Origin of the sequence: uncultured Algibacter sp. (genome assembly GCF_963976535.1) — a bacterium.
Classification (GTDB): Bacteria; Bacteroidota; Bacteroidia; order Flavobacteriales; family Flavobacteriaceae; genus Algibacter_B.
In genome coordinates, this window is sequence record NZ_CAXBLF010000002.1 from 102,953 (window position 1) to 116,235 (window position 13,283).

General features: G+C 33.3%; 8 protein-coding genes. 4 read left to right on the top strand and 4 right to left on the bottom strand.

Annotated elements, in window-relative coordinates; translation table 11 throughout:
- Window positions 1-8: 8 nt before the first annotated feature.
- The 4 genes from AAC024_RS01410 to AAC024_RS01425 form a co-directional block, all read right to left on the bottom strand.
- A complete protein-coding gene (locus tag AAC024_RS01410; protein ID WP_339893385.1) occupies window positions 9-2,060 on the bottom strand; it encodes a family 20 glycosylhydrolase in 2,052 nt (683 codons plus the stop codon).
- Between the two features lie 9 nt (window positions 2,061-2,069).
- On the bottom strand, window positions 2,070-3,992 hold the full coding sequence (nagB, locus tag AAC024_RS01415) for a glucosamine-6-phosphate deaminase (protein ID WP_339893386.1): 1,923 nt from the start codon (window positions 3,990-3,992) through the stop codon (window positions 2,070-2,072).
- A 108-nt stretch (window positions 3,993-4,100) separates the two neighbouring features.
- Window positions 4,101-5,690 carry a RagB/SusD family nutrient uptake outer membrane protein gene (locus AAC024_RS01420; protein WP_339893387.1) on the bottom strand — a complete coding sequence of 530 codons (1,590 nt, stop codon included), beginning with the start codon at window positions 5,688-5,690 and terminating at the stop codon, window positions 4,101-4,103.
- Window positions 5,691-5,701: 11 nt separating this feature from the next.
- On the bottom strand, window positions 5,702-8,716 hold the full coding sequence (locus AAC024_RS01425) for a TonB-dependent receptor (RefSeq protein WP_339893388.1): 3,015 nt from the start codon (window positions 8,714-8,716) through the stop codon (window positions 5,702-5,704).
- A 383-nt stretch (window positions 8,717-9,099) separates the two neighbouring features.
- On the opposite strand from AAC024_RS01425, the gene AAC024_RS01430 reads away from it, so the two are divergent.
- The 4 genes from AAC024_RS01430 to AAC024_RS01445 all read left to right on the top strand — a co-directional run bounded on the left by AAC024_RS01430 (window position 9,100) and on the right by AAC024_RS01445 (window position 13,267).
- On the top strand, window positions 9,100-9,993 hold the full coding sequence (locus tag AAC024_RS01430; protein ID WP_339893389.1) for a histidine kinase: 894 nt from the start codon (window positions 9,100-9,102) through the stop codon (window positions 9,991-9,993).
- 87 nt (window positions 9,994-10,080) lie between these two features.
- Window positions 10,081-10,809: a LytTR family DNA-binding domain-containing protein gene (locus tag AAC024_RS01435; RefSeq protein ID WP_339893390.1), complete on the top strand. Its 729-nt coding sequence runs from the start codon at window positions 10,081-10,083 to the stop codon at window positions 10,807-10,809.
- A 22-nt stretch (window positions 10,810-10,831) separates the two neighbouring features.
- Window positions 10,832-12,157 carry a sugar MFS transporter gene (locus AAC024_RS01440; protein WP_339893391.1) on the top strand — a complete coding sequence of 442 codons (1,326 nt, stop codon included), beginning with the start codon at window positions 10,832-10,834 and terminating at the stop codon, window positions 12,155-12,157.
- 12 nt (window positions 12,158-12,169) lie between these two features.
- Window positions 12,170-13,267, top strand: coding sequence for a heparan-alpha-glucosaminide N-acetyltransferase domain-containing protein (locus AAC024_RS01445; RefSeq protein ID WP_339893392.1), 1,098 nt, complete (start codon window positions 12,170-12,172; stop codon window positions 13,265-13,267).
- Window positions 13,268-13,283 lie beyond the last annotated feature (16 nt).

Sequence of the window (13,283 nt, forward strand, 5' to 3'; positions counted from 1 at the left end):
AAATAGTATTAGTTTGATAAATAAGTCGCTTCGCAATAGCCTGTCAATTCCTTTAAAGCATCTACAATAACAACTTCAACATCAACAAAAGGATTGTTTAAAATTTCAATGTGATTTTTTATTTCGCTGAGGTTTTCAGTTGAAATATTTTTATTCTGAATCGTTTCGGAAAGTATTAAGGATACTTCTGAAAGTGTTTTAGATAAATTTTGTAATGGTTTTATTTTAGGATTTTTTGTCAGCTTTAAAAAATCATCATGGTTCTTAGCCCAAATTTTTAAATAAGATAAAACTTGAATGGCATTTGTTTCATTTGAATCTTTAATAAAATTATTTACAATATGATTAAAATCTGAAGCATCTTCGGCATCAACAACACAGGCATCAGCAAACAAATTAAATGGTGAGAATGTTTTATATTCAGTACCGTCTTTATTACGTTTATACACTTTTAGAGGTTCGCAAATTTTTGATAACGTTATAAGCGAAGTTATATCTTGATTGTTAGTCATACCTCTTAAAATAACGTCTCTGTTTTTTATATGTGTGATCCCTAATTCTTCTAGTTGAAAAGACACATTTTTAAGGCGTTTTTTCATGTCATCAACATTATTGATATTTTTCGGTGACCAAAAGCGTTCTGCAATGGCTGCCGTTCTGGGCCATATTCTAGAATCTATGGTTAACGGCGTAACTAGTTCGCTCCACATGGTGGCTTCTCCACCTAAAATACGAGATTGCTCGGCTTTAGTTAGTTGCGCATCTCCTATAGGGTCTACAGTATAATGGTGTTCTACAGGTAACATTCTATCTATATAATAGCCGTTGGACAGTACGGTTTGGTAGCCTTTTTTAGCTGCACTAATTAATGAGCCACCTTTTTCAAGCCCTTCATTTTCTCCACGCCATGAATGTATTACGGCAGTTGTTGGCATATTTGGAGTCATAATTTCATCCCAACCCATTAGTTTTTTACCTAATTTACTTAGAATTTTTTCTAGTTTAATATTGAAATAGGTTTGTAAATCGTGATTTGTTTTTAGTTTATTCTTGCGTTTAAATTTTTTTATTTTTTTATTTTCATCCCAATGTTTGCCTTCATTTTCATCACCACCAATATGAAAATAGTCGTCTGGAAATAAAGGTGCTATTTCAGAAAATAAATTTTCTAGAAATTCATAAGTGATATCTTTTGTCACGTCTAAAGTAGGATCGAATACACCTGAATTTCGCTCAATAGTATAATCATAACCATCTTTACTTCCTAATTCCGGATAAGCCGTTAGAATTGCTGAAGCATGACCGGGAACATCAAACTCTGGAATAACACGGATTCCTAAATTATCGGCATACGCCACTAAATCTTTTATTTGTTCTTGTGTGTAGTATAAACCATCTGAAGCTAATTCATGAAGTTTGGGATATACTTTTGATTCAAATCTAAATCCTTGATCATCGGTTAAATGCCAATGAAAAACATTCATTTTAACCGAAGCCATAGCATCAAGATTGCGTTTTAAAACGTCAATTGGCTGAAAATGTCTGGCAACATCAATCATTAACCCACGCCAAACAAATCTTGGGGCATCGTTAATACTAACACCTGGGAAAAAATAATTGGTTTCATTGTTTTTAGTTAGCTGCAATAGTGTTTCCAAGCCTCTAATGGCCCCAACATCCGTTTTGGCCTTTATACTTATAGAAGTATCATGTACAATAAGCGAATAAGATTCGTCATTTTCAATACTTAGTTTAGAAACAGTGTCAAACGCTATATGAATGCTGCCTACTTTATTTGTTAGAGGAAAACCTTTATCTAAAAACACACCTGTTCTATTGCTTAAACGCCTTAAAAAATTAATAGCGGCATTACGAACTCGTCCATTGTTGTCAGGACTTATTGAGATTGTAACATCGCTAGTAATAATAAACTTAGCAGGGTTTACTTTTATGTCCTTAGGCCAAGGCATTAAATTATATGTTTCAGCCAAAATGTTTTGAGAAACCAAATGTCCACTATAGACACTACATAGTATTAAAACCAATACAAGTTTTTTCATTTCTTTTTTTTAAAAGTGGTAGCGTTTAAACGCTTCTATAGCAGCATAATCGGCCAATCCTAAATCATTATATTTTTTAGCTGTTAATCTATTTCTATCTTCAACACGTACCCAAAATTCACGAGAATCTCCACCTTGAAACATCACTCCATCTTTTTGAGATTGGTGATAAAAAATGGCATGTCGTTTTTTAAGTACCTGATCTGGACTCATCGGAACCGCCATCTCAATTTGGTAGGATTCCCATTCGTGCCATGCACCACGGTATAACCAAACCCAACAATCATCCATATATTTGTTGTGTTTTAATTGCTCTAATGCTATAAATAAGGCATCTAAACACACTTTATGTGTTCCGTGTGGATCTGCTAAATCTCCTGCGGCATAAATTTGATGTGGTTTTATATTTTCAATTAGACTGCACATGATTTTAACATCAGCATCTGAAATATTATTCTTTTTAATGGTGCCTGTTTCATAGAATGGCAGATCAAGAAAATGAACATTTTCATCGTTAAGACCTAAATATCTAGTGGCTGCTAGTGACTCACTTCGTCTTATTAATCCTTTTAATTGTCGTACTTCATTAGAATCAATATCATTATCCGTTTTCAGTTTTAGAAAATTGATAATGCTTTGAGTTTCCTCACAATTAGGACATAAAGTTTGAGTGATTTCAGCAAATTTCAATGCTTCTTCATCTGAAACAGCAATATTTCCAGACGTTTGATAGGCAATATGTACATCGTGCCCTTGTTCCACTAACCTATCAAAAGTACCTCCCATAGAAATAACGTCGTCATCTGGATGAGGACTAAATATAATTACACGCTTTTTAGGGATATTGGCTCGCTCTGGTCTGTTAGAATCGTCTGCATTTGGTTTTCCACCTGGCCATCCCGTAATAGTATGCTGTAACTTGTTAAACATTTTTATATTCAAATCGTAAGCAGTACCCTCTTCAGTAAGAAGGCCAGACATACCATTATTGTTATAATCTTTGTCCGTTAATTTTAAAATAGACGTGTTTAAAAGTTCAGAAAGCCAAACAACAGCCTTCAATTTTAATGTTTCATCCCAAACACAAGAGGTCACTAACCAAGGTGTTTTTACTCGGGTTAATTCAGAAGACGCACCTTCATCTATAATAAACGTGGTGTTATTATGATGTTGTAAATAAGTTGCTGGAACTTCAGAAGTTATTTCACCTTCTATAGTTTCTTTAAGAATTTCTGCTTTATTAGCTCCCCAACCTAAAAGGACAATGCGTTTTGCGCTTAGCACGGTGCCTATTCCCATGGTAATAGCTTTTCTTGGCACGTTATCAATACCTAAAAAAGCAGGTGCAGCATCTACACGTGTAATATGGTCTAAGGTGATGTTTCTTGTGCCCGAATTAAGATGGGATCCTGGTTCATTAAAACCAATATGACCTGTTCTACCAATACCTAATAATTGAAAATCGAGACCACCTACAGCCTTAATTTTCATTTCGTAATCGATACAGGATTGGTATAAATCTTCGCTATCAACTTTTCCGTTTGGTATGTTGATGTTTTCTGGTAATATATCAATATGATTAAAAAGGTGCTCGTGCATGAAATAAAAATAACTTTGAAGGTTATTCTTATCCATAGGGTAGTACTCATCTAGGTTAAACGTGATGACATTTGCAAAACTTAAGCCTTCTTCTTTGTGTATTCTGATAAGTTCTTCATAAACTTTTATAGGAGATGAGCCCGTTGCTAAACCTAAAACACAAGGGTTATTTTGACTTTCTTTTTCCCTAACCAAATCGGCAATTTCTTGCGCAACAAGAATGGAAGCTTCATTGGAATCTTTGAAAATAATATTGTGTATTTTTTCAAAACGGGTGTCTTCAAACTTTCCTGCTTGTGTGTACTCTATATTTTTATGCTTTGCAATTTCCACAGTAATACTATTTTGTGGTTAATAATTTTGTTAAAACAAACGGAAAACCTAAATCTTCCGTTTGCATAACATCAAACTAAACTTAAACTAACTCAACTAACTTTAATATTAAAAATTTGGTCCTCCAGTATCCCACCAAAGGCGAGTTCCGCCATTGTCTGGACCGCTTAAAGCCGACACAGCACCAGCAACACCTTCAGGGTTTGTAGATAGTTCACTATCTACGAACGGAATTCTTCTAATTTGTATATTAGTATCAATGGTTCCTCCACTTTGGTTGCTTACTGTCGGGAAAATTTTAGGGTATCCAGTACGTCTAAATTCACTCCAAGCTTCTTGCCCTTCTGGGAACATAGCTATCCATTTTTGTGTGATAATACGTTCTAGTTTTTCTTCATTAGTTCCTCCTACATCCCAAGCAATTGTAATGGTGCTTAAAGCTGTTGCATTATTTGAAGCATTTACAGGGTCAATATAATCTGCAGGTGTAGACGCATTATCAGCTATATAGTCTGACACTCCACTACTGCCATGTTGTTCAAAAGATGTAGAAATTCCTGTTTCATAGTTAGCTTGCGCATCTCCAGCACCAGTCCATCCTCTTAATGCTGCTTCAGCTTTTAAGAAATAGACCTCAGCCGCAGTCATTAATTGTACTGTAGATGTGTGAATAGCGTCATTTATAGCTGAAAAACCAATATAATCTGCTTTTTGCTCTAGCTCATCTGCATAGCCAGCTAATAAAGGCAATCCTCCACGAATACCTTTTACTGTTCCAGGAACACTTGTTGGAGCATCAAAATAACTTGAAGCGCGACTATCATCATACCCCGTTAAAATAGATTCCATTGAAGCATTCATTCTAATATCTCCCCATGAATTATCAATAATAGCAAGCGGATGATCTAAAGAACTATTAACATTAAAGCTGTCATCGTTAGTAGCCATCAACCCTAAAGATTGGGATAACGCTTTTTCGCCTTCAGTTTTTGCTTTGGTAGCATCAACTTTCGAGATTCTAATTGCCAAACGTAATCTTAATGAGTTTGCTAATTTTACCCATTGAGTGTAATCGCCTCCGTATGATAAGTCGAAAGCAGAAAACCTTTGACTATCTATATCTGCCATAAGGTTAGCAACGGCCGTATCTAAATCTGTAAAGAAAGCATTGTAAGCTTCTTGTTGAGAATCATAAATACCTGCATTTGCTAAATCTCCAAAATTTGTATATACAATAGGCCCGAAAACATCAGACACACGATGCATGGCTTCAACTTTCAAAATTAAAGCTACAGCATGTAATGTTGGAAATTCATCTGCGGTTAAGTTGCTTATGGCATCAACATTATTCATCACATTGCTATAAGGAACGTCCCAAATAAAACCATTCCATCCACTATTTAAGGCGTAAGTTAAATTGTTTGCTCCAGCACCAAATGGTCTTGGGTTAGTTAAATAGCCAGAAAACACATCTGCGTTTAAATTTTGCTGTAATTGGTATGACCAAGCAGGGCTATATTGATAGATACTTTCAAAAATAGGTTTGTATTTAGATCCCACATGTTGAAAATCTACCTCCAACTGTTCTTGAGTAATATTTCTATCGTTTACGTTGAATTGTTCCAAATCACTACAAGATGTACTAACTAGACCCAATACAGCTAAACATGCTAATATGTTACTTATATTTTTCATCATTTTAATTTTTTTTAGAATGTTAAATTAAGATTTAGACCGATGCTTCTTGTAGAAGGAAGCCCTAAAACATCTACACCTTGCAATGCATTCCCGGTACTTAGTGATACATTAGGGTCGTGTGGTGCATCTTTGTAAAAGAAAAACAAATTATTCCCTACCAATGATGCTTTTACTCTTTTAAAGAACGAGTTCTCAGCAAGGTTGAAATTATAACCTAGTGCAAATTCAGCTAATCTTACATTTGTAGCACTATAAATATACTCTCCTGTAAAACCATTTCTACCACCTACTTTCCCGTAGTAATCTTGTGCTGATAAGGTAGAGGCAGATCCATCAATTTGAACATTTACATTTCCGTTTGCCGTTTCTCTTGCTGAGTTGTTACTAAACCCTTCAACAATAGCTTCAGTCATACTCATGGTTTCGCCTCCAAATTTACCGTCAATTAAAAAGTCAATTGTAAAATTCTTATATTCAAAAGAGTTATTCCATCCTAATGTAAAATCAGGGTTTGCATTACCTACTTTGGTTAAACCATCAACTGTATTATCGTCATTTGCCACAACAGCATCGCTTTCAATAATAGGAAGGCCATCAGCATTTCTTCTAACAACTTGAGCGTATATATCTCCGAACGAACCACCTTCAACTAAATATGACCCAAAAGTATTAACCCCTTTTGCAGATAATGTAAAAAACTCAGGCTCTATTAACCCTTCTAATACTTGCCCGTTGTAAATTTTCTCTATTTTATTTTTGTTAGACGCAAAATTTACAGTTGTTGTCCATTTAAAATTGTCTTTTTGAACCGGAATGGCAAAAATAGATGCCTCAACACCTTTATTGGAAATTTCACCAGAGTTTAAGTAAGCTTGCGGAGCACCAATAATTGTAGATGATGTAGAGAAAGCATAATATTGATCTGATGTTTTTGTGTTATAATAGCCTAAATCTATGCCAAACCTATTGTTGTTAAATTTCCACTCTGTTCCTATCTCAAAAGACTTTTGTCTTTCTGGTTTAGGCGTTGACCCTGGGAATGGTTTTATAGGATCTGTTGAACTTACGCCGCCACCTCCAAAGATGATTGAATTGTTTGGAGAAATTTGATCTGCAGCAAAACCGTTACCAACTTCAGCATAAGATGCTCTTAATTTAGCAAATGATACATTTTCCGGTAAATCTAAGAGATCACTTAAAACCCCTGTTACACCGATTGATGGATAAAAGAACGAATTATTTTCTGTTGGTAAAGTAGACGACCAATCGTTTCTAGCGGTTAAATCCACAAATATCTTGTCATTAAACCCTATTGTTGCACTTGCAAAAACAGAATTTACTCTAGTTTCAAATGAGTTTTGAGTAAAGTTTACTGAAGGGTTTCCGTTAAAGTTTTGAAATGCAAATACATTAGCAAATTGCAAACCTCCGTTTGTGCCAGAGTCTCCTGTAAATGACTCTGTAGTAGAGCGTGTTGTGCTGGCGCCTATAATGGCATTTACTGAAGTGCTTTCATTAATTTGTGTATTAATATTAGCAATTACATCGCCATAATATTGCGTGTAATCATTTTCAAAAACAATGTATCTTCCGTTAGCCGGAGCTAATGTAGCCTCTGTAGTGGCATGTATTTTTCTTTCAAAATCAAATAATGATTTATCATAAGTCCCTCTTGTTTGAAGTGATAACCAGTCGTTAATTTTAAAATCCAGACTTAAAGATGCTACTAATTTATTGCTAGTATCGTCTGAAGCATTTCTATTTACCACCCAATACGGGTTTTGTTCAATATCAGATGTTCCTCTATACCATTGTTGAGTCATAATGTTTCTAGCAGGATCCAAAGCTTCGAAAGCTGAGTAATCAGATAATTTTTCAGTTGCAGATTCAAATGCATAAGTTCCTACCAAGGGATTAAAATACAAACCAGAGATAGGTCTGTTTTTAATATTTTGAGTGGAAGCCATAACACTGGCGTTTACTTTTAATTTACCATCAAAAAGTTGCGCTGTTTCTCTAACGTTAAAGGTGTGTTGTTTTAAATTATTTGTTGGTAAGACACCATCAGCAAATGTATTGCTATAAGAAAAATACGTTTGAGCATTTTCTGTACCACCTGAAACTGATAATGAGTTAATGTTTGTAATACCAGATGTTAAAAAGTCGTCAATATTACTTTGAGTTTCCTCATTAAAGTCCATGGCATAAGCAGCACTATCAACCGTTAAATTTGATGAAAAATCAACCTTAAAACCTCCGGAACGGCCTTTTTTGGTTGTTATTAAAATAACCCCATTTAAACCAGCACTACCATATAATGCAGAAGCAGATGCTCCCTTAAGTACTGTTAATGATTCAATATCATCTGGATTTATTAAAGACAAAGCGTCTCCACCATCTCTGTTACCACCGTCAATATCACCAAAAGTAAGTGTCGGTTGATTTGAAGAAGGGTTGGATAATGGAATTCCATCTACAACATATAAAGGTTGGTTATTTCCTATTGAAGAGTTTCCTCTTAATGTCACTTTAACAGATCCACCAGCACCCGATGAACTACGAGATATGGCAACACCAGCTACTTTACCTGATAAACTGTTAATAGGGTTAGTCTGTTTAACCTTGTTTAACTCATCAGCATTAATGTCTTGAGCTGCATAAGTTAATGACTTTCTGGTTTTCTTAATACCTAAAGCCGTTACAACAACTTCATTAAGTTGCTCAGCGTCTTCTTCTAATTGTGCATTAACCACACTAGAATCACCAACAGTAATCTGAATGGTTGTCATTCCTACGTAAGAAAAATTTAATACGTCTCCAACGGAAGCTGTAATTGAATAATTTCCGTCAAAATCTGTTTGGGCACCATTAGTGGTTCCTTGTACAATAACATTCACTCCAGGAAGCGGAATGCCATCGGTTTTTGAAGTTACTGTTCCTGTAATATCTTTTTCTTGCGCAAATGTTGTTTGAGCTGCGAATAATAAAAAAGAGAACAAGAATAGTATTCGTAAATTTTGTTTCATAATTTGATTATTTTGTTTTTTTAGTTGAGCCAAACTATCCATTATCAAAATAGTTTTAAAATAAATTATATAAACGACATGGTTTTACACACAGACAACATTTTATGTTCGATAAGCGATTTTAGTAAAATAAACAATTGTCAATTTAATTGTTAGTTAATGAATATATCACTAAAATTGCTCTAAATTAATAAGGTTTTGATAATGAAAACCATTTAAATTTAGGAATCATTTCATTATTTAATAAGAAAATAGGCGAAACCATTCCCATCAAATATCATCTGATATTTTGGTTAGTCTACTTTGTTTTTAATGTTGTTAGGTGGGGAAGTTATTATGAAGATTATTGGTATTCTTTTAAATCAAACTTAGTCACATTTACAATGGCTGTTATTTTAGTTTATGTGAATATTTATTTTCTTATTCCTAAGTATATTTTAAAAAAGAAGTTTAAAAGATATGCTTTGTATTTTATTGTATCGCTCGGTCTTTTTTATGTTATTAGAACAGAACTTATTTATTTATTTATAAATGAAAATGTTTGGCCAGAATCAGAATCTCCACAAAAAGCATACTCTTTTAATCATATTATTGTTGTGGTTTTAAGTGGGATTTATGAAGTTGGATTAGCAACAACAATAAAACTAACAGCCGATTGGATTTATGAACGAACGCGCGTAGAGAAACTTGAAAAATTGCAATTAAGCTCCGAACTTAAATATTTACGAACTCAAATACAACCACATTTCTTTTTTAATACCTTAAATAACCTATATGCTTTAACATTAAAAAAATCGGATAATGCACCGCGTATGGTTCTTAAATTATCTGAAATGATGCAGTACATTTTATATGATGTTAAAGGATCTAAAGCAAGTTTACTTAAAGAAATTAATCATATAAATAACTTTATAGATATTGAACAACTTAGATTTGAGGACAATATAGATGTAGAAATGGATATTACTGGAAATATTGAAGATGTTCATGTACCGCCTTTGCTGCTTCTTTCTTTTGTTGAAAATGCGTTTAAACACGGGATGAGGGAAAATGATAAGTTGAAAATAAATATGAGTTTTGAAGTCTTGAATTCTGAGTATTTAGAATTTACAATAACAAATAATCATAATCCAAAAGCGTATTTAGATAAGAGTGCGGGGATAGGGAATGAAAATGCAAAGCGAAGATTGACATTACTATTCTCGAATAATTTTATTTTAGACTCTAAAATAGAAGGCGATAATTATAAACTGTTCTTAAAAATTCCTGTGCAATGAAACATTCATTTCTAAGAATACCATCATGTAGAGTAAAGGTTATATAGATGTTACATCTGACCATTAAAAATAAATGAATAAAAACAGATGAAAATTAAGTGTATTATTATCGACGACGAAGCTTTAGCGATTTCTGTTATTGAAAATCATTTAAAGAATTTTGATCATGTTGAAATTGTTGAAACATTTAATAATCCGTTAAAAGCATATCGTGTTTTAGAGCAAGAAAAAATAGACCTTATTTTTCTGGATATTAATATGCCCCAAATGACGGGTTTTGCATTTATTGAAAACCTGAGTTACAAGCCTTTAATTGTTATTACAACGGCCTATCGTGAATATGCGGTTAAAAGTTTCGAACTAAATATTTTAGATTATTTGGTGAAACCAATTCCTTTCAATCGGTTTTTAAAAACTATTAATAAGGTATATCAACAAGTTTATGTTAGCAATAAATCTGCGGATGTTAGTTTACAACAAGAACCACATATCTTTCTAAAAGTTAATAAAAAGCTAATCAAAATAAACCTAAATGATATCCTTTATATAGAAAGTCTTAAAGACTATATTAAAGTCATTACTACTTTAGGAGATTATGTGGTACACAAATCGCTAACTGCTATAACCGAAGAATTACCACAGTCAAATTTTATACGAATTCATCGGTCTTATACCATTTCAATTAATAAAGTCATTGCTTTAGAAGGTAATACTGTTGAAATTTCAAATAGAAAAATCCCAATAGGGCGAAACTATGTGAAACAAACAAAAGAACGCATATTTAATATTAACAACAATAATGAAAATAACAACTAACCATAAAATCACATAAATAATCATGTCTAATACTCAAGAAATATCATCAAAAAACAAAACATTTATTCCTATTCTTATTATAGCTGGATTATTTTTTGTTTTCGGATTTGTTACATGGATAAACGGCGCCTTAATTCCATTTATGAAAACTATAAATGAACTTACCGATGCACAATCCTATTTAGTAGCATCAGCCTCTTATATTTCGTTTGTAGTTATGGCTTTACCAGCTTCTTATATTATAAACAAAATTGGTTATAGAAAAGGCATGTCGTTAGGATTAATAATAATGGCAATAGGAGCATTGGTTTTTATCCCAGCTGCCGAAGCTAGAACCTATTGGATGTTTTTAACTGCTATTTTTATCCAAGGTACTGGTATGACTTTGTTACAAACTGCTTCAAACCCTTACATAACTATTTTAGGGCCTATTGAAAGTGCCGCAAAGCGAATTGCTATTATGGGTATTGCTAATAAAGTAGCCGGAGGATTGGGTTCTGTAATATTTGGTGCCATTTTATTATCAGGAATAGACGGGATTAAAGAAAAACTAAACCTTGTAGATGCTGCTGAAAAAGCCAGTTTGTTAAATACCATGGCAGATAGTGTTGTAACCCCATATATAGTTATGGCAATTGTGTTATTTTTATTAGGTATTTTAATCAGAAAAGCACCTCTGCCACATGTTGAGGCACAACCGATAGAGGCCTCTGAAACAGGAGAAAAATCAAAATCAAGTATATTTCAATTTCCACATTTATGGCTGGGCGTTTTAGCCTTGTTTGTTTATGTAGGTGTTGAGGTTATTGCTGGAGATACTATTATTTCATATGGTATTTCACTTGATATTCCTGTCGAACAAGCTAAGTTTTTTACATTATTTACATTAATGGCCATGGTAGCTACCTATGCTTTAGGTGTGTTCTTAATCCCTAAATATATAAGTCAAGCCTTAGCTTTAAAAGTAAGTGCTGTTTTAGGTATTATGCTGTCATTCTGTATTGTTTTTACTAGCGGTTTTACATCGGTACTTTTTGTGGCAGCATTAGGTATTGCTAATGCTTTAGTTTGGCCAGCTATTTGGCCATTAGCATTAACAGGCTTAGGTAAATTTACTAAAACGGCTTCGGCTTTATTGATTATGGCTATTTCTGGAGGTGCCATTCTTCCGCCTTTATATGGTGTTTTAGTAGATAATAAAAAAGAAAGTTTATTGACTAGTGGCATTGATGAAGTGAGTGCTATGGCAGAGGCTGCTTCTTTTGGATATTGGGTTTTATTGCCATGTTATATCATTATTCTTTACTATGCCTTTTGGGGGCATAAAGTAGGGCTTAAAAAAGCATAGACTTTAAAATTTATGTCTTACAAAAAAAGAATAGAATCTGTTGATATTTTAAGGGGGTTTACAATTATGGCTATGATTTTGGTAAATACACCAGGAGATTGGAGTTATGTATATGGGCCTTTATTGCATACCGAATGGCATGGGCTAACACCAACCGATTTAATATTTCCTTTTTTTCTATTCATTGTTGGGATTTCAATTTATTTCGCATATAAGAATAAACCGAATAACAATTCCACTTATAAAAAAGTAGCCATTAGGAGTTTAAAACTCATAGGATTAGGGTTGTTTCTAAATGCATTTCTACCTTATTTTCCTTTTATCCAGGATTTTGAAACCATGAGATTTCCTGGCGTACTACAAAGAATAGGAATCGTTTTTTTTATTTCATCTGTATTATATCTTAATTGTAATTGGAAAGGCTTGCTAGGTCTTTCAATTTTTATTTTACTTGGATATTGGTTATTTCTTGGGTTCATGCCTTTTCCAAATCCAAACGGTATCACATCAACGTTTGAAAGAGCGCCAAACAATTGGGCTAATTATTTAGATTTAAGTATGTTAGGAAAACACATGTGGCAACCAGATTATGATCCTGAGGGTGTTGTTAGTACAATTCCTGCAATTGTAACCTGTGTTTCAGGTATTTTAATAGGTAAATTGTTAGATGGACTTACTGAAATAAAATGGTTGTTTTTGGTTGCTTTAACGTTGCTTGTTTCTGGCTATTCGTTCAATACTTATTTTCCAATAAATAAGGCTATTTGGAGTAGTAGTTTTGTTTTAGTAACAAGTGGCTGGGGCACTTTAATATTGGCCATTATTTATTACCTAAAAGATATTAAACGTTTTGAATTTGGAACCGTTTTTAAATATGTAGGCATGAACGCCATTACTATTTATTTTTTGTCCAGTCTTGTTACTAAAACCATGTATTTAATAAAAATTGAAGCCGATAGTAATATTCATTCATGGGTTTATAATGCCGTATTTGTACACGATTTTTTTGGCCTTAAATTTTCTTCATTACTGTATGGGTTAATCGTAGTTGTATTTTACGTGTTATTAGGTTATGTAATGTATAAGAGAAAAATAATTATAAAAGTATAGTGGGGATGTTTATCCA

Excerpts from the sequence above, each read along its gene's own strand:
- AAC024_RS01420 (WP_339893387.1), bottom strand. The coding sequence starts at position 5,690 with ATGATGAAAAATATAAGTAACATATTAGCATGTTTAGCTGTATTGGGT.
- AAC024_RS01445 (WP_339893392.1), top strand. The coding sequence starts at position 12,170 with ATGTCTTACAAAAAAAGAATAGAATCTGTTGATATTTTAAGGGGGTTT.
- AAC024_RS01410 (WP_339893385.1), bottom strand. The coding sequence starts at position 2,060 with ATGAAAAAACTTGTATTGGTTTTAATACTATGTAGTGTCTATAGTGGA.
- AAC024_RS01425 (WP_339893388.1), bottom strand. The coding sequence starts at position 8,716 with ATGAAACAAAATTTACGAATACTATTCTTGTTCTCTTTTTTATTATTC.
- AAC024_RS01435 (WP_339893390.1), top strand. The coding sequence starts at position 10,081 with ATGAAAATTAAGTGTATTATTATCGACGACGAAGCTTTAGCGATTTCT.
- AAC024_RS01440 (WP_339893391.1), top strand. The coding sequence starts at position 10,832 with ATGTCTAATACTCAAGAAATATCATCAAAAAACAAAACATTTATTCCT.
- AAC024_RS01430 (WP_339893389.1), top strand. The coding sequence starts at position 9,100 with ATGGCTGTTATTTTAGTTTATGTGAATATTTATTTTCTTATTCCTAAG.